Raw genomic sequence first — 21,529 nt, 5'->3', positions numbered from 1 at the left:
GGACCCGGCCGACCTCAGCCGCGCTCGATCAGGTGGCCGATGATCTGCGGGGCCATCAGCACGGCCTCGCCCGAGCCGTCCCGCCGCGCGTCGGGCTCGGGCAGCTCGATCGGATCGCCCGTGTTGCTCGACCCGACCGGCCGCGGACCCACCCAGGCCACCGTCAGGCGCGTCTCCCCCTTGAGGAACCTCTGCGCCCGTACGCCACCCGTCGCCCGGCCCTTGGCCGGATAGGACGCGAACGGCGACACCTTGGTCTGGGTGCCGGTCGACGTCACCACCATCGGCTCACCGTGATCGTGGTCGGCCGTCGCCACGACGTTGAACGACACCACCTCGGCGTCGGCGGTCAGGTTGACGCCCGCCATGCCGCCGCCCTTGAGGCCCTGCGGCCGCACCGTCTTGGCCGGGAAACGCAGCAGCGACGCGTCGGACGTGACGAACACCAGCGCCTCGGCCCCGTCGGTGAGCCACGTGGCCTGCAGAACCTCGTCGCCGTCCTTGAGCGTGATCACCTCGAACTCGTCCGAGCGCACCGGCCACTCGGGCGAGCACACCTTGACCACGCCGGACCGGGTGCCCATGGCCAGCCCGGGCGAGCCGGCCGCGTTCAGCGGGGCCAGGCCGACGACCTTCTCCCCCTTTTCCAGCGGCACCAGCTCGGAGGCCGACATGCCGCCGCGGATCGACACCGTGCCCGACTGCTCGGGCAGCACCGGCAGCGGCAGCACGTCGGTCTTGAACGCGCGGCCCCGGTTGGTGATCAGCAGGATGCGACCACGCGCGGTCGAGTGCACGATCGCCCGTACGGCGTCGTGCTTGACCCGGCCCGAACGGCGGCGAGCCTCGGTGGCCTCCTCGCTCTCGGCCGCGGTCCGGGCGATCAGGCCGGTGGCCGACAGGATCACCTGGCAGGGATCGTCGGCCACCTCGAGCGGCCCGGCCGGCGCGGACGCGGCGAGCACCTCCTTGAGGTCACCGTCGATCAGCGTGGTGCGCCGGGGCCCGCCGAACTCCGACGTCACCTCGGCCAGCTCGTCCGAGACGACCTGCTTGAGCACGTCGACGTTGTCGAGGATGCGGCTGAGCTCGGCGATCTCGTTGCGCAGGCGTTCCTGCTCGGTCTCGAGCTCGATGCGGTCGAAGCGGGTGAGCCGCCGCAGCGGGGTGTCCAGGATGTACGTCGCCTGGATGTCGCTGAGGCTGAACTCCTGCATGAGCGACGCCTTGGCCGCGGCCGCGTCGTCGCTGCCCCGGATGATCGCGACCACCCGGTCGATGTCGATCAGGGCGATGAGCAGGCCGTCGACCAGGTGCAGACGGTCCTGCCGCTTGGTGCGGCGGAACTCGGTGCGCCGGGTGACGACGTCGTAGCGGTGCTGGACGAAGACCTCGAGCAGCGCCTTGAGCCCCAACGTCTGCGGCTGACCGTCGACCAGCACGAGGTTGTTGATGCCGAACGAGGTCTCGAGCGGGGTCAGGCGATAGAGGTCGGCCAGCAGCGCCTGCGGGTTGACCCCGACCTTGCACTCGATGACCAGCCGGGTGCCGTGCTCACGGTCGGTCAGGTCCTTCACGTCGGCGATGCCCTGCAGCCGGGCCGCCTGACGCTGCCCCCGCTTGGGACCGGAAACGATGAGCTTGCCCTTCACCTCGTCGGTGATGGCCTCGATGATCTTTTCGGTGCCCACCCCGTACGGAAGCTCGGTGACGGTGATCGCCTGCCGCCCGCGGCCGCCCTCGAGCGGCCCGGTCTGGGCCCGCGCCCGCATGCGCACGACACCCCGGCCCGTCTCGTACGCCCGGCGCACCTCGTCGAGCCCGAGCAGCTGCCCGCCGGTCGGCAGGTCGGGCCCGGGCACAAACCGCATCAGCTCGTCGAGGTCGGCCTCGGGCTTGGTGATCAAATGCCGAGCCGCCGCCACGACCTCGCCGAGGTTGTGCGGGATCATGTTGGTGGCCATGCCGACCGCGATGCCCGACGTGCCGTTGACCAGCAGGTTGGGGAAAGCGGCGGGCAGCACCCGGGGTTCGAGGTCGGAGCCGTCGTAGGTCGGCTTGAAGTCGACCGTGCCCTCGCCCAGCTCGCCGACCAGCAGCATCGCCTCACGCGACATGCGCGCTTCGGTGTACCGGCTGGCCGCCGGTCCGTCGTCGGGCGACCCGAAGTTGCCATGCCCGTCGATCAGCGGCGCGTTGAGCGAGAAGTCCTGCGCCAGCCGGACGAGAGCGTCATAAATTGCGACATCTCCGTGCGGGTGATACTTGCCCATCACGTCGCCGACAACTCGGGCAGACTTCACATAGGCCCTGTCCGGGCGGTGGCCCTGCTCGGACATCGACCACAGGATGCGGCGGTGTACCGGCTTGAGGCCGTCGCGGGCGTCGGGCAGGGCGCGCGAGTGGATGACCGAGTAGGCGTATTCGAGGTAGGAGTCTTCGACCTCGGTGGTCAGCGGGTTGTCGATGACGCGGGCGCCGGCCTGGTCGAAAGCGGACAGGTCGACGCGGTTCTCGTTGTTCTTGCGGCGTGCCATGAAGCAGGACCTCTCAGGCGTCGATCGTCTCTTGGTCGATGCGGCCCGCCGCCTCGATCAGCCAGTTCTTGCGGGGCTCGACCCGCTCGCCCATCAGCAGCTCGAGGGTGGCCTCGGCGCGTTCGACGTCGTCGAGCGTGATGCGGCGGACCGTACGGGTCGCCGGGTTCATCGTGGTGTCCCAGAGCTCGTCGGCGTCCATCTCGCCCAGGCCCTTGAACCGGGGCACCGGCTTTTGCACCGCGGTGCCGCCGCGCTCGAAGCGGGCGACGGTGGACTCCATCTCCTGCTGGGTGTAGGTGAAGATCGTCTGGGAGTTGCGGCCCTTGGTGACGACCTTGTGCAGCGGGGGCATCGCGGCGAACAGCCGGCCCTGCTCGATCACCGGGCGCATGTATTTCGCGAACAGGGTGATCAGCAGCGTGCGGATGTGGGAGCCGTCGACGTCGGCGTCCGCCATGATCATGACGCGGCCGTAGCGCATCGCGGGCAGATCGAAGGTGCGGCCCGAGCCGGCCCCGAGCACCTGGACGATCGCCGAGCACTCGTTGTTGTCGAGCACCTGTTGCAGCGACGCCTTCTGCACGTTGAGGATCTTGCCGCGGATGGGCAGCAGGGCCTGGTATTCCGAGCTGCGGGCCATCCGCGCGGTGCCGAGGGCGCTGTCACCCTCGACGATGTAGAGCTCGGAGCGGGCGATGCCGGTGGCCCGGCAGTCGACCAGCTTGGGCGGCATCGACGCGCCCTCGAGGGCGGTCTTGCGGCGGGCCGCGTCCTTCTGCTGTTTCTGGGTCAGCCGGACGCGGGCGGCGTCGACGACCTTTTGCAGCACCGTGCGGGCCTCGGCCTTGGTGCGGCGGTCGTCGATCCAGCCCTTGATGTGCTGCTCGACCAGGCCCTGCAGCACGCGGGTGATGCCCGCGGTGGAGAGCTCGTCCTTGGTCTGCGAGGTGAACTGCGGCTCGGGGATGCGGACGTGGATGACCGCGGTCATGCCCTCGAGCAGGTCGTCGAGGACCGGCGGGTCTTCCTTGGGCTTGAGCAGGCCGCGCGTGTTGCGGATGGCGTCGGTGAGCGCGCGGACCAGGGCGCGCTCGAAGCCCTTACGGTGCGTGCCGCCGTGCGAGTTACGGATCGTGTTGGTGAAGCATTCGATCGTGCGCTCGTAGCCGGTGCCCCAGCGGAACGCGATCTCGACCTCGGCCCGCCGGACGACGTTGGACTGCATCACGCCGTTCTGGTCGGCGGCGTTCTCCTTGTAGGTGCCCTCACCGTTGACCATGAGGACGCCGGAGACCGGTTTGTCGCCCGGGTGGGTGAGGAAGTCGATCATGTCGGTGAGGCCGTGCGGGAAGTGGAAGGTCTCGTTGGTCGTCTCTTCCGCAGTCTCGTCGCGCAGCGAATAAATCACGCCGGGGACGAGGAAGGCCGTGTTGCGCAGCTTGGTCCGGACGGCCTCGACGTCGAGCCGGGCGCCGGTCTCGAAGTAGCGGGCGTCGTACCAGTACCGGATAGACGTGCCGGTGGGCTCGCCGCGCTTCATCTTGCGGACGACGCGCAGGCCGGACTCGGGATGGAAACGGGCCTGCGGGCCCGGGCCGTCGAACGAGCCGGGGACGCCGCGCTGGAACGAGATCTCGTGGACCTTGCCGTCGCGCTTGACGGTGACGTCGAACCGCAGGGCCAGCGCGTTGACCGCGGAGGCGCCGACGCCGTGCAGGCCGCCGGACGTCTTGTAACCCGAGCCGCCGAACTTGCCGCCGGCGTGCAGACGGGTGAGCACGAGCTCGACGCCGTTGAGGCCCGACTTGGTGTTGATCGCCGTGGGGATGCCCCGGCCGTCGTCGTCGACCTGCACGGACCCGTCGGCGTGCAGCAGGACGGCGACCTTGGTGGCGTGGCCGCCCACGCCCTCGTCGGTGCAGTTGTCGATAATCTCGTTGGCGAGGTGGTTGACGCCCCGGCTGTCGGTCGAGCCGATGTACATGCCCGGGCGTTTCCGGACGGCGTCCAGCCCCTCCAGGTGCGTGAGGTCATCGGCCCCGTACAGGATCTCCGCGGTCACGAGGTGGCACTCCCGATCGGCCCAGGTGGTGTTCAGAACGCGGCGAGCCTACCGGGACCCCCCGACAACTCTCGTTCGCCGAGCCGGGACGGCCCACGCACGAACGGGATGATACGGACAAAAGTTACGGCTGGTGAGCTACGACACGGGTACGAGAGGCTGACGTACCCGTGTCGCCCAGCTTCTAAGCCGCAACCGGTAGCGCGTACAGATGACGCTTGGCCGGACGGACCCCGTGTGGCTCGAGCGCCCGGAAGAGGTCGAGTGCGTGTGCCTTGCCGGGAACCCGTACGGGCGGAAGCTCTTGAAAGGCGATCAGGTCGCCGGCCGCCGCCCGGGTCTGCGAGCACGCCACGACGGTGTCGTGCGGCGCGTACGCCTGCAGGCGCGCGGCCGTGCTGACCACGCTGCCGCTGATCATCGCGTGCCCGCCGTCGTGGGCCGCTTCCAGGTCCACGATGACGTCGCCGGTCGCGAGCCCGACCCGCGTCCGTACGGAGAACCTGCCGGCCAGAAGTTGCCCCCTCAACGCCTCCTGAACCGACAGGCCCACCCGGACCGCCGCAGCGGCCGCCTCCGCGCCGAAGCCCGCGACGCCGGTGCCGAACACCGCCATCACCGCGTCCCCGACGTACTTCTCCACCACTCCGCCACCCGCGCGGACCACCTCGGACACTGTTCCGAAGTAGTCCCGCTGCAGTGCGCGGACGACCGCGCAGTCCAGGTCGTCGACCAGTGAGGTGAATCCCACGATGTCGATGAAGAGGACGGTGACGGTCTGACGCCGCTCCTGCTCCGCCATAGCGATTGCGGTCATGTCTTCACGCTCCCCCAGTTCGTGCTGTGCCCCGGAAGAACGGTGTCAGGCGCAGTCCACTACCGGATCTGCAGAACGACGTATCTCCGACAGCGCCCGGCCGGCTCGTCGGTGATGTGACCGAGAACAGACCGAACCGACGAGAAGGTTCCAGGTCGAGGGGCACTAGGGTGACCTTCATGGCCAGCGAGGAGGACGGGCCACTTGTCGGACGCGCCGGCACGTTGACCCAGATCCAATCCGACCTGCGCAGTGCGGGCCCTGGGGGGACCTCCGCGGTGTTCGTCACCGGGGAGAGCGGCGTCGGCAAGAGCCGGTTGCTGCGTGAGACCGCCCGGGCGATGCGCGACGCGGGTTTCTCCGTGCTGTCCGGCACCTGTCTCGACATCGGTGACGCGTCGCCCCTGCACCCTGTGCTGCAGGCGCTGCGCCAGTCCGGCCACGGCGGTCCGGCCGTCGCCGCCGACGCCGGTGACCTGCTCGATCGCGTCTCGCGTGACTTGCTGGCGGTGGCCGGCGACCGGCGGCTGCTGCTGGTGCTCGACGACCTGCAGTGGGCCGACCGCAGCACCCGTCAGCTGCTGCTCTATCTGCTGGCCGGCCTGAGCGACGTGAAGATCGCCGTGCTGGCCGCCGTCCGCGCCGAGGCCCTGCAGGGCGCCCACCCACTGCGCAAGGTGCTGGCCGAGCTGCGCCGGCTGAGGTCCGTACGCGTCGTCGACCTCGCGCCGCTCGACCGCGACCAGACCGTCGAGCTGGTGACCGCGGTGGCCGGCGAGACCGTCGAGACCGAGGACGCCGACCGGGTCTACAAGCGCAGCGGCGGCAACCCCTTCGTGGCCGAGGAACTGGCCCGTGACCTGCGCGACGGCCGGGTCGAGCTGTCCGACACGCTGCGCGAGATCTTCCTGTCCCGCATCGACGAGCTCGCGCCGAACGCGCACGCGGTGGTGCACGCGATCGCGGCCGGGGTCGAGCCGGTCGAGCACGCCGTGCTGGCCCGGGTCGTGCCGCTGGGCGAGAGCGAGCTGATCGAGGCGGTCCGCGCCGCGGTCGCGCACCGGTTCGTGGCCAGCGCCGGCGACGGCTACCGCCTGCGTCACCGGCTGGTCGCCGAGGTGCTGGCGGCCGAGGTGCTGCCGGCCGAGGCGATGGCCCTGCACCGGCGGTTCGCCGAGGCGCTCGAGGACGACGCCGTGACCGACCACGCCCGGCTGGCCCACCACTGGCAGCGGGCGGGCGAGCCGGCCCGGGCGCTGCCCTCGGTGGTCGCCGCGGCCCGGTCGGCCGAGGAGCTCTACGGCTTCACCGAAGCGCATCGGCACTGGTCGTCGGCGCTGGAGCTGATCACCGACGACGCTCCCGAGCGCACCGAGCTGCTGGCCCACGCGGCCGAGTCGGCCCACCTGTGCGGCGAGCACTCGCGCGCGCTGAGCTGCCTGGATTCGCTGGCTCACCGGCCCGACGCGCCCAGCCAGTGCGACCTGCACCTGCGCCGCGCGCGTTACCTGGCCGCGGCCGGGCGCACGGCCACCGCCGAGGAGGAATACGAGCGGGTCCTCGCCTCGCCCGACTGCTCCCCGCGGCAGCGCGCGTCGGCGGCCGCCTGCCTGGCCGAGCTGCTGCTGCACCTGGGCCGCTATGCCGACGCGAACGCCCGCGCCCAGGAGGCGCTGGAGATGGCCGAGGTCAACGGCTCCACAGCGGACCTCGTACGCGCGTCGGCCGCCCTGGGTTTCAGCGCGGCGTTCCGCGAGGACCCGGACGTCGGCCTGTCGGTGATCCGGCACGCGGTCGAGATCGCCGAGCGCAGCGGGCACCCGGACGAGCTCGGCGTGGCCTATCTGCACCTGGCCGAGCTGCTCATCGGCCCGCTCAACAACATCGAGGAAGGTGTCCTGGTCGCCCGGCGCGGCGCCGACCGCCTGGCCTCGCTCGGGGCCGCCCGCACCTATCGGACCCGCCTGCTCGCCCTGGCGGCCAAGGGCCTGTTCCGGGTCGGGCAGTGGTCCGAGGCCGACGCCGTGCTGGACGTCGCGATGCGGCACCGGCCGTCCGGCGCCGACGCCGTCGAGCTGCTGCTCTCGCGCTGCCAGCTCTGGGTCGGCTTCGGCGATGTCGACGCCGCCCACCGCGACCTCGACGCGGTGGCCACCCTGCTGGCCGGCGGCGGCGCCCGGCATGTGCTTCCGATGCTGACGCTGCGGGCCGGGCTGGCGATGTGGCAGGGCCGGCACGCCGAGGCCCGGGCCGCGGTGCAGCGCGGGCTGACCGAGACCCGCTCCGACGACCTGGTGCTGATCGGGGTGCTGGCCTGGCACGGCCTGCGGGCCGAGGCCGAGGCGCACGCGGCCGGGCAGCCGGTCGACCCGGGCGCGCTGCGGCGGCTCAAGGTGTCGGTCGAGCGGATGGCGGCCGGGGTCGGCAACGCCGCGGCGCCGGTCCGGGCCACCATCGACGGCTATCTCGACCTGTGCGCGGCCGAGCTGAGCCGGGCCGAGGGCCGTCACGACCCCTCGCTCTGGGCCCGGGCGGCGGCCGCCTGGGACACGCGCCGGCAGCCCTACCCGGCGGCCTACTCGCGCCTGCGTCAGGGTGAGGCTGTCCTCAAACGCAAGTCGCGGCGGGCGGTGGCGACGACCGCGCTGCGGGAGGCGTACGCGACGGCGATCGCCATGGGCGCCCGGCCGTTCGCCAACGAGATCGTCACGGTGGCCCAGCGCTACCGGGTCGCGCTGGCCGACGACATGCCGACCCTGGCCATGCCGGCGCCCTCGCCCGGACCGGCCGACGAGCTGGGCATGCTGACCACCCGCGAGCGTGAGGTGCTGGCCGCGCTGGCCGAGGGCCTGACCAACCGCGAGATCGGTGAGCGGCTGTTCATCAGCGAGCGCACGGTCGGCGTCCACGTCGGGCACATCTTCGACAAGCTCCAGGTACGCACCCGCGTACAGGCGAGCCGGGTCTATCTCACCGCGGCGTGACCTTTTCGTTATCTTCGGGCGCGGATACGTACGCTTAACTACGTCGTTCTACCGATCCCCGCGTAGGCCGCCTTTGGAAGTCTGTGGCCACGGGGGAGCACCACCCGGCGGCCACCGCCGCCGGGTGGTGCTAGGGGGCCCTCCGCCGATGTTGTGGAGGAGAACCATGATCCAGTCGGTCTGGGGACCGGCGCGGCAGGAGATGGCGGATCTCCTGAGCAACCACCCCGACGACGTCCCGGGCGTGGTCGAGCAGCTGCGTGAGCTGCAGGCGATCCTGACCCGGGTCCCCCCGCTGATGGGCGAGAACCCGCTCTGCGACTTCAACAAGCTGTACCTGACGATCACCGAGGGCGTGCTCGAGCGGCTGTACGCCGGCAAGTTCCGCGACCCGGCCTTCCTGTCCCGGCTCGACGTGGAGTTCGCCGCGCGCTACTTCGACGCGTTGCGGGCGTGGTCCGGCGCCGGGGCGAGCCCGCGCTGCCCGCAGGTGTGGTCGAGCCTGTTCCAGCGGATCGGCGGACCGGACTGCCGCCCCCTGCCCTCGGCCTGCGCCGGGGTCAACGCGCACATCAACTTCGACCTGCCGTTCGCGCTGGTGACCACGTTCGACCATCTGGGCACCGACCCGATCGACGAGAGCGAACAGCACTTCGACTACCTCGAGATCAACGAGATCTTCGCGGAGTCGATCCCCGGGCTCCGCCGCGGCTACCTGGAAAAATGGCAGCTGCTCATCGACATGATGAACGGCCGCCTCGACGACTGGTGGCAGGGCGAGGCGGTCGAATACACCCGCAACGTCGCCTGGCGTAACGCCCAGAAGCTCTGGGGCGTACGGCATGACATGAACGCCACAGACCGTGAGCGGGCGGTGCTCGACAACACGGCCACCGGCGTCAACAAGTTGCTGCTCTCACCGATGGGCGCGTTCCTTCAATAGGGCAGCTCCACTGTGAACATCGCGCCGCCCTCCGGGGCATGACCGGCGGTGATACGGCCGCCGAGACGCGTGACCAGGCGCTCGGCCAGGGCCAGGCCGAGGCCGCTGCCCACCTTGCGGGTCCCGCGGTAACGGCGGTTGAGGGCACCCCGGTCGAAGGCGACCTCCAGGTCCTCGTCGGTCAGGCCCGGCCCGCCGTCACGCACCTGCACGCTGTTGTCCCGCACGGCCAGAACCAGCGGTTTCCCCTCGGGCAGCACCCGCAGGGCGTTCTCGCACAGCCCGTCGACGACCTGCCGGATCCGGCCGGCGTCGGTCGTCACCACCACCGGACGATCGGGCAGCTCGACGACGAGAGACGGGCAGCGGGTCCTCCAGGCCTCGCCCGCCGCCCCGACCAGCTCGACCAGGTCGACCGGGGCGAGATCGATCGGCAGGTCGGCCGCCTCCAGCCGGGACAGTACGAGCAGGTCGGAGATCAGCCGGTCCAGCCGCTCCGCCTCGGCCAGCATGATCGTGCCGGTCTTCCCGGCGTCGTCCGGACCGACGACGCCGTCGGCCAGCGCCTCGGCGTATCCGCGCAGCGTGGCCAGCGGCGTGCGGAGCTCGTGCGAGACGGACAGCAGGAACTCGCGTTCCCGTCCCTCGCTGACCTGCAACGCGGTGGCCAGCTGGTTGATCGCGTCGGCCAGCTCGGCCGACTCGGCCGGACCGCTGTTCGAGATGCGCACCGACCGGTCCCCCGCCGTCAGCCGGCTCGCCGCGCCCGCCGCCCGCCGGATCGGCCGCGCGATGAACCGGGCCAGCAGCGCCCCGGCCAGAATGCCGCCGAGCAGGCCGGCCAGCAGCGCGATCCAGACCGTGCTCAACACCCGCGAAGCCGTCCCGAAGGCGACGTCGCGGGTCAGGACCACGCCGCTGTTCTGCCCCGTAAGCGGTCGGCCGGCGACGAAAGCGGCCCGGCCGTCGACCATCGCCCGGGTGTCGAGGAGCGCGCCGCCGGCGACCTGCCGCACGACCCGGTCCGGCAGTCCGGCATGGTCGACGACGCCGCGCCGGATCAGATAGATCCGGATGTCGTCGCGGCGCAGCGACCGGACGATGCGCTCGCGGGCCGCGGGCCGCTCGGTGGCCAGCAGTTCGACGGCGAGCGCACTCTTCTCCTGCAGCTCGGCCCGCAACTGCGTGTTGATCGAACGAACCGAGACGGGAATCGCGACGGCCGCCGTGATCAGCACGGCGACCACCGCGGTGGCCACGGTGACCAGCACGACCTGGCCGGTCAGGGTCCTACGCATCGGCGGTGTATCCGACGCCGCGGACCGTGCGGATCAGCGCCGCGGCGTCACCCAGCTTGGCGCGCACCTGCGCCACGTGGACGTCGACCGTGCGGGTGCCCGCCGCCGACGCGTACCCCCAGACCGCGGCCAGCAGCTCATCACGCGTGAAAACCCGTCCCGGCCGGGCCAGCAGATGCCGCAGCAGATCAAATTCGGTCGTCGTGAGCCCCAGCGGCACCCCACCAACCGTCGCCGCCCGCCGCGCCGGATCAAGGCGTACGGGACCAAGCACGTGAACGTTGTTGTCATCGGGCGGCCCCGCGGCGCGACGCAACAGGGCCCGCACCCGCGAAACCAGCTCCCGCGGGCTGAACGGCTTGGTCACATAGTCGTCGGCGCCGAGCTCGAGCCCGAGAATCCGATCGACCTCGTCGTCGCGCGCCGTGAGCAGGATGACCGGCGTCCAGTCACCGTCCGCACGCATCCGCTTCACGATCTCGGTGCCTTCGAGCCCCGGAAGCGCGATATCCACGATGCAGGCCACCGGCCGCAACTTCTTCGCCGCCGCCAGCCCCGCCGAGCCGTCACCCTCGACGTGCACCCCGAACCCGTCCCGGCTCAGATAAAGCCGAACGAGGTCGGCGATGGGCCGCTCATCCTCCACGACGAGGACGAGACCCTTGGGGGAGGCGTCGGTCACCGCCCCATCATGCCGTTCCGGAGAGGTCCCCGACGTTCGAGCAATGTAAGAGCGAGAAACGTGGGAGCCATGCCGGAGCCTGACCGCGACGTCCGAGGCAAGTCAGAGCCAAGACGCAGACGTACGCCTCGTCGACTCCCTGAACCGCACTCGGCCCGTACTCCGCCTTCGGCGGCTGCCGCGGCCATCCGGTCGTAACGCAAGGCCGTAGCGCCCGCACGGCCCGGCGGGTGGCCGGCCCCAGAGACCGGGCGGCGGACGCATCCCGCATAACCACTTGGGCCCCGGCTGTGGTCGGCCCGCGAAACCCACCCGGCGGGTGGTCAGGCCGCTGCAACGGTCCAGCCAGTGGTCAGGCCGCTGCACTCACCCGGCGGGCGGCCGGGCAGCTGCGTCCACCCGGCACATGGCTGCGCCGCAGCACCCAGCCAGCAGGTGGCCGGTCGCGGAAACCCGCCCAACACATGGTCGGGCCGAGGCAGACGCCCTGCAGGCGGTCGGGCTGCGACACTGCCCGGCAAGGGGCCACGCACTGCGGACTACGCCCTCCCCACCGCGGCGGCTCGCGCCGTGAGGTAGCGCTGTTCGGGTGCGCTCGTCGTCAGCTTGGCCGCGGCCAGATACTCGCCGCGTGCCTGGTCGGCGAAGCCGGCCTGCTCCAGCAAGTGGGCCCGTACGGCCGCGAGGCGGTGGTTGCCGGCCATCCGCTCATCCCCGACCAGGTCGCCGATCACGGCCAGCCCCGCGAGCGGTCCCTGTGTGCGGGCCACCGCGACGGCCCGGTTGAGCGTGACGACCGGGCCGGGCGAGATCCTTTCCAGCACCTCGTAGAGCGCCAGGATCTGCGCCCAGTCAGTTTCGCCGTCGGAGGCGGCCTCGTCGTGCAGCGCGGCGATGGCGGCCTGCACCTGGTAGGGACCGATCGGCCCGCGCCCGAGCGCCGACGACACCAACGCGACACCCTCGGTGATCCGCTCCTTGCTCCACAATGACCGGTCCTGCCGATCCAGCGGCACGAGTTCCCCCTCCGCCGTCGCGCGCGCGGCCCGCCGGGCGTCGGTGAGCAGCATCAGGGCCAGCAGCCCCACGGTCTCGTGATCGCCGGGAACAAGATCGAGCAGCATCCGCGTCAACCGAATGGCCTCGCCCGTGAGCTCGGCCCGCTGCAGTTCCGGCCCACCGCTCGCGGTGTAACCCTCATTGAAGATCAGATACAGCACCTGCCGTACGACCCTCAGCCGCTCGGCCGTCTCGGCGCCGGGCGCGGGAGGCGGGAAGCCCGGCCCGCCCCGCCGGATCGTCTGCTTGGCCCGGCTGATCCGCTGAGCCATGGTCGCCTCGGGCACGAGGAACGCCGCCGCGATCTGCCCCGTACTGAGCCCGCCCACCGCGCGCAGGGTGAGCGCGAGCTGGGACGGCGGCGAGAGCGAGGGATGCGAGCACAGGAAAAGCAACTCCAGCGTGTCGTCCCGATCCCGCGCCTCGGCACCCGCGGTCTCCTTCACCGCCTCGGCAACCTCCCGGCGGCGGCGCGCACTGTCGCTGCGGAACTCGTCCACAAGCCGCCGCGTCGCCACCGAGACCAGCCACGCCCGCGGACTTTCCGGTACGCCCTCCCGCGGCCACTGCACGGCGGCTGCCAGCAGAGCCTCCTGGGTGGCATCCTCGGCCGCGTCGAACTGCCCGTGCCGCCGCATCAGCGCCCCGAGCACTTGAGGGGCGAGCTCGCGCAGCAAGCCATCCAACTCCCCCGGCTCACCCACGGCCGCTCCCCTCGTCGTCGCACCCAGCCCGATCACCACTACCGCCATCGCCCGCAGCCCGCTCAGGCCACCACCGCCGCCATCGCCCGCAGCACAATCGGGCCACCACCGCCGTCGGCCGCAGCACGATTTAGCCACCACTCTCGTCGCCCCACCGCAACCATGCCGCCGCCGACCGACCTGCCCCGACCCGGCGGGTGACGGCCGGTAGGACCGCACCCGAAGCTTGGTCAGGCGTCGTAGTCCGGGGCCTGGTCGAGGACCTCCCGCAGTTCCGCCTTACGCGACCAATACGCCACCCGGCCGGCCAGCTCGACAGCCCGCTCCTCGCTCGCCACCTCAAGAATCCAGAAGCCCGCCAGCGACTCCTTGCTCTCCGCGTACGGCCCATCGGTGACCGCGACCTGCCCCTCGGAGTAGCTGATCGTCTTGGCCGTGGACGGGAACGCCAGCCCGTGGGCCTCGACCAGCTCGCCGGTCTTGCGCAGCTCGACGTCGAAGTCGGTCATGAACCGGATCATCTCGCCCACCCAGGCCGGGTCGGCCGCGGCCGCCATCTCGCCGCCGTCACCAAACATCATCAGCATGTACTTCATCGTCGGACCCCTTCAGCTCTCGGCTTTCGCGGTGTAGTCGGAGCCGCCGCCCGCCCCTCGACATCCTCCGCCACATTTCTTCGCGAAATCCTCGACCGGCTCAACGTCGATCGCGACTCGCGCCATCGACGGCATCACGCTCCCATCCGCACGACGCGGTGGCGGTGAGCGGGTAACCGGGTCCGCGCACGTAGCCGCCTACGGCCTCGCCCGCCCGCTGGTCTCGCCCGCGCGTATCGGATACGACCTGGTCCGCCCGCTGGTCCCGCCCGCGCGCATTGGATACGACCTCGTCCGCCCGCCTGGTCCCTCCCGCGCGTATCGGATACGACCTCGTCCGCCCGCCGGTCCCTCCCGCGCGCGCATCGGATACGGCCTCGCCCGCCGCTCGGCATCCCGCCCGCATGTATCGGTTCGGCCAGCGCAAAGCCCTACGCCCGCCCCTCCACGGGCAGCATCCGCCTACGCCTGGAAACCGCTCTCCCACATGATCCACAATGAGGGTGTGATGCGGCAATTGCTGGGCTTTACACCGCATGGACGGGCACGACTCGCGCACCACTATTGACACACATGAAAGCCCGGCGTAACACTTCGGCCATTCATGGAGAGCGCTTTCCCCAGCGTCCCGACATCCCCAGGAGTTTCCGTGAACACGGCTTCCTCCCCGCCGCGCCTGTGGCGCCGCCTCGCCATCCCCCTCACCACGGCCCTCGTCGCGGCCGGCCTCGCCGTGACGGCGCACGGCAGCGCGTACGCCGCCGACACCCTGATCTCGCAGGGCAAACCCACCACCTCCTCGTCGAACGAGACCGCCGACACCGTGGCCGCCAACGCGACCGACGGCAACGCGGGCACCCGCTGGTCGAGCCAGTTCTCGGATCCGCAGTGGCTTCGGGTCGACCTCGGCGCGACCGCGACCATCACGTCGGTCGTCCTGCAGTGGGAGAACGCTTACGGCACGGCGTACCAGATCCAGACCTCGGCCGACGGCAACAATTGGACCTCGATCTCGTCGAAGACCGGCGGGACGGGCGGCACCGAAACGCTGACCGTGAACGGCAGCGGCCGCTATGTCCGCCTGTACGGCACGGCGCGTAACGGCGGCTACGGATACTCGCTGTGGGAGTTCAAGGTCTACGGCACGATCGGGGGAACCACGCCAACCGATCCGCCGCCGACCACCCAGCCGCCCGGCAACTTCACCACGGTCTGGCAGGACACTTTCGACGGTCCGGCCGGCACCTCGCCGTCGTCGGCGAACTGGCTCCTGCGCACCGGCACGAGCTACCCCGGCGGCGCCGCCAACTGGGGCACCGGCGAGGTCGAGACGGCCAGCAACAGCACCGCGAACGTCTCGCTCGACGGCAGCGGCAAGCTCTCGATCAAGGCCATCAAGGACGGCGGCGGCAACTGGACGTCGGGCCGCCTCGAGACTCAGCGCACCGACTTCGAGCCGCTGGCCGGGCAGCAGACCAAGTTCACCGCCGTGCTCAAGCAGCCGGATGTGGCCAACGCGCTCGGTTACTGGCCGGGTTTCCGGGCGACCGGAGCGGCGTACCGCGGCAACTACAACAACTGGCCGGGCGTCGGCGAGACCGACATCATGACCAACGTCAACGGCCGCAGCCAGCTCGCGCAGACCCTGCACTGTGGCACCGCGCCCGACGGGGTGTGCGCCGAGTACAACGGTCGTTCCTCCGGCTTCGCCACCTGCGCCGGTTGCCAGACCGGCTATCACGAATACACCCAGATCATCGACCGTACGAAGACCGACGAGGAGATCCGGTTCTACCTCGACGGCCGGCAGACCTGGATCGTGCGCGAGTCCCAGGTCGGCGTGGCGGCCTGGAACGCGGCCGTGCACCACGGCTTCTTCCTGCGGCTCGACCTGGCGATCGGCGGCTCGCTGCCCAACGCGGTGGCCGGCCGCACGACCCCGGCCGCGGACACGACCTCGGGCGGCGTGCTCAGCGTCGACTCGGTCAGCGTCGCCCGTACGGCCACCGGCACAGTCCCGGCGGCGATGACCGACCCGGCCGTGCCCGGCGGTCCCAGCGTCGTCAAGGTCACCGGCAGCCAGGGCAACTGGCAGCTGCAGGTCAACGGCGCGCCGTACCAGGTCAAGGGCCTCACCTACGGTCCGCCGCAGGCCGCCGCCGACGGATACATGCGCGACCTGAAGAACATGGGCGCCAACACCATCCGCACCTGGGGCGTCGACGACGCGAACACGCCGACGCTGCTCGACCGGGCCTCCCGGCAGGGCCTCAAGGTGATCGTCGGGCACTGGCTCAACCAGGGCGCCGACTACGTCAACGACACCGCGTACAAGAATTCGGTCAAGGCCGAGATCGTGGCCCGGGTCAACACGCTGAAGAACCACCCCGGCGTCCTGCTGTGGGACGTCGGCAACGAGGTCATCCTGACCATGCAGGACCACGGTCTCTCGGCGGCCGAGGTCGAGGCGCGGCGCATCGGGTACGCCAAGTTTGTCAACGAGGTGGCGGTGGCGATCCACGCGGCCGACCCGAACCACCCGGTGACGTCGACCGACGCCTACACCGGCGCCTGGCCCTATTACAAGCAGTACGCCCCCGCGCTCGACCTCCTCGCGGTCAACTCGTACGGCGCGATCGGCAACATCTACAACGACTGGGTGTCCGGCGGATACACCAAGCCGTACATCGTCACCGAGGCCGGCCCGGAGGGCGAGTGGGAGGTGCCCAACGACGTCAACGGGGTGCCGACCGAGCCGAGCGACCTCAAGAAGCGCGACCAGTACGCGAGCAGCTGGGCCGCGATCAACGCGCACCCGGCCGTGGCGCTGGGTGCGACCGAGTTCCACTACGGACTCGAGAACGACTTCGGCGGGGTGTGGCTCAACACCACGACCGGCGGGTGGCGGCGGCACGGCTACTACTCGCTGAGCCGGGCCTGGACCGGGCGGACGCCGGCCAACACGCCGCCGGAGATCGCCAGTATGACCGTGGCCAACCAGACCGCCGTACCGGCGGGAGGGACTTTGAATGTGTCGGTCAACGTGTCGGATCCGCAGGGTGACCTAATCCGCTACAACCTCATGTACTCCGACAAGTACGCGGGTGGCGGCACCGGACTGACCAATGTGACCTTCACCGACAACGGCAACGGAACGTTCACGGCCAAGGCGCCCGAGCGGCTGGGGGTGTGGAAGGTCTACGTCTACGCCTTCGACGGCCAGGGCAACGTCGGCATCGAGCAGAAGTCGATTCGCGTGGTGGCGCCGTCGGAGACCGGCGCCAACCTGTCGCGCGGCAGGACCACGACCGCGTCCACCTATCAGCCGACCGGCACGAACGGGCCGCAGCTGCCCTCGTACGCGACCGACGGCGATTACGGCACCCGGTGGGCCAGCGAGTGGACCGGGACGGCGTGGTTGCAGGTCGACCTGGGTTCGGTGCAGTCGTTCAACCACGTACGGCTGGCGTGGGAATCCGCCTATGCCACCGGTTACCAGATCCAGACGTCCAACGACGGCTCGACCTGGACGACGATCTCTTCGACGTCGGGCGGGGACGGCGGCTTCGACGAGCTGAGCGTCTCGGGCTCGGGCCGCTACGTCCGGATGAACGGAACAGCACGGGCCACCACCTACGGCTACTCGCTGTACGAGTTCGGCGTCTATCGCCGCTGAGCCAGGCTCGGAGGGCGTCGCGGCCGAGGCCGTGGCGTCCTTTCTCGTGCGCTGCCACCACCGTGTCAGCCTTCCGAAGACGTCCATGCCTCTAATACTGCAACGGCACTTAGCTGGCGGAACGTATCGATGATCGACTCGTTGGTTGTGGTGTGACGGCGGTCGATGTTGGTCAGTGGTCCACGGAGTTGGACCGGTTGTATGCGCTGGTCGCGGGTCGGTTCACGCGGTCGGAGCCGCGCCGACGGGCGCGGCAGTATCTGTTCGGGCTGGTCGGGCAGGCGGATCGTAAGAACGGCTGGACGCTCGCGGAGCAGGCCGGCGATGTGTCGCCGGACGGGATGCAACGGTTGCTGCGCCGGGCGGACTGGGACGTCTACGCGGTGCGTGACGACGTTCGCGACTACGTCGTCGAGCACCTCGGGGATCGTGCAGGCGTGCTGATCATCGATGACACCGGCTTCCTGAAGAAGGGTTCCCGATCGGCGGGGGTCGCCCGGCAATACTCGGGAACCGCGGGCCGGATCGAGAACTGCCAGATCGGTGTCTTCCTGGCCTACCGCTCGAGCAAAGGCCACGCGCTGATCGACCGGCAGTTGTATCTGCCGGCGGCATGGACCGACGACCGTGACCGGTGCCAGGCGGCCGGAATCCCGGACGAGGTCGGCTTCGCCACGAAGGTCGAGATGGCCCGGACCATGCTGGGCCGGGCATTTGCCGCTGGCGTCCCGGCGGCGTGGGTCACGATGGACGAGGCTTACGGGCAGTCGAAATCGCTGCGGGTCTGGCTGGAAGAACACGACCAAGCTCATGTGGTCGCGACGCGCTGCAACGACGACGTGGTCACCACCGACATGGGCCGGGCCCGCGTCGACGAGCTGATCGCCGGTCTGCCGGGCCGGGCCTGGTCGAGGATCTCCTGCGGGCCGGGTGCTCACGGGCCCCGCGAGTACTGGTGGGCGCGGGTGCCGATCCGGATCTTCTGGCGGCCGGGTCGTGGGCACTGGCTGCTCGCCCGACGCAATATCAGCACGGGCGAGCTGGCCTACTACGTCTGTTACGGGCCGCGAAAGACACGCCTGCTCGACCTCGCCCGGATCGCCGGCAGCCGGTGGGCGGTCGAGGAATGCTTCCAACAGGCCAAGAACCAGGCCGGCCTGGACGAGTACCAGGTCCGCGATTGGCGGGCCTGGTACGCGCACATCACGTTGTCGATGGCTGCCTACGCCTGGCTCGTCGTCTCTCGCGCGCTGACCACAAAAGGGGAACCAGCACCAGCGAAGACATGATGATCGGCTACACCGTACCCGAGATCAGACGTCTGCTCGCCGCACTCACCGTCCGCCCTCACCAGCACAAACACGTCTGGTGGTGGTCCAGATGGCGACGCAGACGACAACACCAAGCCCGCCTGAGCCACTACAAACGCCGCGGCTACCCACTCAGCTAAGTGCCGTTGCAGTACTAAGACGCCTCGAGAGCCCTCAGTTGCTTACCTCCCGCGGGTTGATTTTCGGACCCCGTACTTTTGTCCCTTCTGCCGCCCTGCTCGCGGTTCTAGGGTCTGGGCCAGGAGGTGGCGAGATGAACAGAGTGATCCATTTCGAGGTCCCGTTCGACGACGGCGAGCGCGCCACGATGTTCTACCGGGAGGCGTTCGGCTGGGATCTCGACTCGATGCCGGGCTACCAGTACACAATGGTCAAAACCACGCCGACCGACGAACAGGGCCGCCCGGCCGAGCCCGGGGGCATCAACGGCGGCATGATGGCCCGCACAGGTCCGGTCACCGCGCCCGTCATCACGATCGGCGTCGACAGCATCGACGAGGCCGTGGCCACCATCGAGAGGCTGGGCGGCAAGGTGGCGATCGGCCAGCAGCCGGTCGGCACGATGGGCTTCAGCGCCTACTTCCACGACACCGAGGGCAACCTGATCGGCCTGTGGGAGAACGCCCGATAGACCGGCGCGGCCGGGTGGCGACCCTTGCGTCGCCGGCCTCCGCGGATGAGTGATGTGACGGAGTTCGCGGACATGAATAACCAAAAAAGTTTGTTGCCATCCATCAATATCGAATTGTTGACAGTGGTGCCATTAAACGGCCAGACTCGCGATCGTGAAACACATTCCCCGGCTCCTGCTGGCCGCGACGCTCGGGCTCACGGGGCTCGGGTTGACGGGCTGCTCGGCGACGGGGCCGGGCGACGCGGCCACCCCCTCCGCGAACGCCCCGGCCCAGGGTGCGGTGGCCGGCTTCGGCGGCACCGACCTCGCCTGGATCGAGATCAACATCGCGATGAACGAGGAGCTCCTCCCGCTGCTCGAGCTCACGCCGAAACACACCGACGACCCGAAGACACTGGCCCTGACGCTGCAGGTCAAGGCGTTCACCGAGGCCGAGCTGAACGTCCTGCGGCAGTTGCACACCCAGGCCGGGCTGCCCGCGGAGAACCCGCACAAGGGCATGCCGATGCCCGGCATGGTCACGCCCGATGACATCACCGGCGTCTCGCAGCTCGTCGGCACGGCCTTCGATCAGACGGTCACCAAGCTCATCAAGGCCCATCTGGAACAGGGCCAGAACCTCGCACACAGCGAGGAGAAATCGGGTGTGGAGTCGCAGACACGCGATTTGGCACTGCAGATTCTGCGTACGAGGGAAGTGGCGTTGTCGGCAATGCCGAGCAGTTCTCCGTGATTGCGCACGACCGGAAAACGGGCGCCGTCGCGAGGACGGCGCCCGTTTGTTCAAGCGATGGCGATGGCTACGGCAGCTGATAGTTCTCGTTGAGCGCGGCGCCGCGGTCCGGCTTGTAGAGGTCGAAGCCGCGCGGGTCGCACTGGAGGCCGCCGTTGATGCAGTGGCGGACCAGGGCGGCGAGCGTCGGCGGGTCGAAGGCGTTGAAGACGTCGTAGTGGAAGGAGAACCCGCGGCCGCTGGAGAAGCGGACGTTGGCCATGTTGCCGCTGACCGGCCAGGCCATCTTGAACTCGATCATCGGCACGGCGACCGGGTGCGACGCCGGGCAGACCCCGAGAACCGGGTACGCCATGTGGCTCTTGTGGTCGGGCGTGTCCAGGTGCAGCCCGTTCCAGCAGCTGGGGGCCTGGAACCGGACGTTGAGCTGGGTGCCGGGTGCGCAGTTGGCCGGAATGTCCCAGTTGAACGTCAGGTCGCCGCACTCGAAGCCCTCGACCGCGCCCGGGTGGTTGCGGAAGTCGTCGATCGTCGCGGTCGGGCTGCCGACCACGTAACGCAGGCCCTCGGGGAACGGGCGCACGCTGCGGTAGTCGATGACTCCGGACTTGTAGTAGATGGTCTGGCGGCCGACCGGCTGCACGGCGGTGTCACCGTTGAGCAGCGTCGGCATCCAGTAACCGGTCTTGTCACCGGGCGTGATGCACGAGGTGCTGCCGCCCTTGAGGCTGCCGACCGTCGTGGCGGCGTTGGTCGTGGTGTTGCCCATGAAGGTGTGCGAGTGCGAGGCGCCGGCCAGGCCCGGGAAGACGATCGGATCGTCGTTGAGGTTGCCGCGGCTCACCGAGCAGTTCATCTGGAACTCGTGGTGGGTCGTCGGCGGGTTGGTGTTCGGCGGCACGGCCGTCGACGGCACCACACCGGTGACGGGCGGGTTCGCCGGCACGTAGCCTGGCCCGCTGGTCGGCGGCGGAGTCGTGTAGGTGCCGTACACCTGAAGCTCGTACAGCGAGTAGCCGTAACCGGTGCCCCGCTGCGTCCCATACATGCGGACGTAGCGACCGGAGCCGTTGACCGACAGCGTCTGCGTGCCGCCCGTGGCGGTGGTCGTGCTGTAGACGTTGGTCCAGTTGTTGCCGTCGGCCGAGGTCTGGATCTGGAAGGCCTTCGCGTACGCGGCCTCCCACGTGAGCTTGACCTGGCCGATGGTGGCCGTGCTGCCGAGATCGACGCGGAGCCACTGGGGGTCGCTCCACGAGCTGCCCCACCGGGTGGTGGGGTTGCCGTCGACGGCCGCGGCGGCCGGGGCGCCGCCGTTCTCGGTCGACGAGGCGAGGACGGGTTTGCCCTGCGAGATCAGGGTGTCGGCCGCCTGAGCGGTTTGGAAGCCGGAGAGAACCGCGGTCACGGTGAGGGCCGCAACCGCACTCAGGGTCAGGATGCGTCTAGGTCGATGGGAATTCACCAGGT

Annotated in this window: 14 protein-coding genes; 6 read left to right on the top strand and 8 right to left on the bottom strand. The window is 70.0% G+C overall.

What is annotated here, in order from left to right:
- Positions 1–14: 14 nt before the first annotated feature.
- From ACZ3I4_RS12845 to ACZ3I4_RS12835, 3 genes are all read right to left on the bottom strand, one after another.
- Positions 15–2,537: a DNA gyrase/topoisomerase IV subunit A gene (locus ACZ3I4_RS12845; protein ID WP_465382061.1), complete on the bottom strand. Its 2,523-nt coding sequence runs from the start codon at positions 2,535–2,537 to the stop codon at positions 15–17.
- Positions 2,538–2,550: 13 nt separating this feature from the next.
- Entirely contained in the window at positions 2,551–4,602 is a 2,052-nt protein-coding gene (locus ACZ3I4_RS12840; protein WP_465382060.1) for a DNA gyrase/topoisomerase IV subunit B, read from the bottom strand.
- A 184-nt stretch (positions 4,603–4,786) separates the two neighbouring features.
- Positions 4,787–5,419, bottom strand: coding sequence for an adenylate/guanylate cyclase domain-containing protein (locus ACZ3I4_RS12835; protein WP_465382059.1), 633 nt, complete (start codon positions 5,417–5,419; stop codon positions 4,787–4,789).
- Positions 5,420–5,598: 179 nt separating this feature from the next.
- Here ACZ3I4_RS12835 and ACZ3I4_RS12830 point away from each other — a divergent pair, with 179 nt between their 5' ends.
- Both ACZ3I4_RS12830 and ACZ3I4_RS12825 read left to right on the top strand, forming a co-directional pair.
- The gene (locus ACZ3I4_RS12830; protein ID WP_465382058.1) at positions 5,599–8,403 is read left to right on the top strand and encodes a helix-turn-helix transcriptional regulator; all 2,805 of its coding nucleotides are present in this window, start codon (positions 5,599–5,601) and stop codon (positions 8,401–8,403) included.
- 166 nt (positions 8,404–8,569) lie between these two features.
- The gene (locus ACZ3I4_RS12825; RefSeq protein ID WP_465382057.1) at positions 8,570–9,346 is read left to right on the top strand and encodes a DUF5995 family protein; all 777 of its coding nucleotides are present in this window, start codon (positions 8,570–8,572) and stop codon (positions 9,344–9,346) included.
- Here ACZ3I4_RS12825 and ACZ3I4_RS12820 read toward each other — a convergent pair.
- From ACZ3I4_RS12820 to ACZ3I4_RS12805, 4 genes are all read right to left on the bottom strand, one after another.
- On the bottom strand, positions 9,340–10,644 hold the full coding sequence (locus tag ACZ3I4_RS12820) for a sensor histidine kinase (RefSeq protein WP_465382056.1): 1,305 nt from the start codon (positions 10,642–10,644) through the stop codon (positions 9,340–9,342). The genes ACZ3I4_RS12825 and ACZ3I4_RS12820 overlap by 7 nt on opposite strands.
- Positions 10,637–11,326, bottom strand: coding sequence for a response regulator transcription factor (locus ACZ3I4_RS12815; protein ID WP_465382055.1), 690 nt, complete (start codon positions 11,324–11,326; stop codon positions 10,637–10,639). Before ACZ3I4_RS12815 ends, ACZ3I4_RS12820 begins: the two co-directional genes overlap by 8 nt.
- A 539-nt stretch (positions 11,327–11,865) precedes the next feature.
- Positions 11,866–13,137 (bottom strand): RNA polymerase sigma factor, encoded by a 1,272-nt coding sequence (locus ACZ3I4_RS12810; RefSeq protein ID WP_465382054.1) that lies wholly within the window; start codon positions 13,135–13,137, stop codon positions 11,866–11,868.
- 182 nt (positions 13,138–13,319) lie between these two features.
- Entirely contained in the window at positions 13,320–13,676 is a 357-nt protein-coding gene (locus ACZ3I4_RS12805) for a YciI family protein (RefSeq protein ID WP_465382053.1), read from the bottom strand.
- Between the two features lie 613 nt (positions 13,677–14,289).
- Between ACZ3I4_RS12805 and ACZ3I4_RS12800 the strand changes: the two genes are divergently transcribed.
- From ACZ3I4_RS12800 to ACZ3I4_RS12785, 4 genes are all read left to right on the top strand, one after another.
- Positions 14,290–17,361: a discoidin domain-containing protein gene (locus tag ACZ3I4_RS12800; protein ID WP_465382052.1), complete on the top strand. Its 3,072-nt coding sequence runs from the start codon at positions 14,290–14,292 to the stop codon at positions 17,359–17,361.
- A 152-nt stretch (positions 17,362–17,513) separates the two neighbouring features.
- Entirely contained in the window at positions 17,514–18,650 is a 1,137-nt protein-coding gene (locus ACZ3I4_RS12795) for an IS701 family transposase (protein WP_465382051.1), read from the top strand.
- Positions 18,651–18,945: 295 nt separating this feature from the next.
- Positions 18,946–19,323, top strand: a complete 378-nt coding sequence (locus tag ACZ3I4_RS12790; RefSeq protein WP_465382050.1) for a VOC family protein — start codon at positions 18,946–18,948, stop codon at positions 19,321–19,323.
- 154 nt (positions 19,324–19,477) lie between these two features.
- The gene (locus ACZ3I4_RS12785) at positions 19,478–20,059 is read left to right on the top strand and encodes a DUF305 domain-containing protein (RefSeq protein ID WP_465382049.1); all 582 of its coding nucleotides are present in this window, start codon (positions 19,478–19,480) and stop codon (positions 20,057–20,059) included.
- A 67-nt stretch (positions 20,060–20,126) separates the two neighbouring features.
- Here ACZ3I4_RS12785 and ACZ3I4_RS12780 read toward each other — a convergent pair whose 3' ends face one another.
- A complete protein-coding gene (locus ACZ3I4_RS12780; protein ID WP_465382048.1) occupies positions 20,127–21,524 on the bottom strand; it encodes a DUF1996 domain-containing protein in 1,398 nt (465 codons plus the stop codon).
- Positions 21,525–21,529 lie beyond the last annotated feature (5 nt).

Source organism: Actinoplanes sp. NPDC021490 (assembly GCF_055562135.1).
Note: the sequence above shows the minus strand (reverse complement) of the source record. Positions and strands in the feature narration are given on the sequence as shown.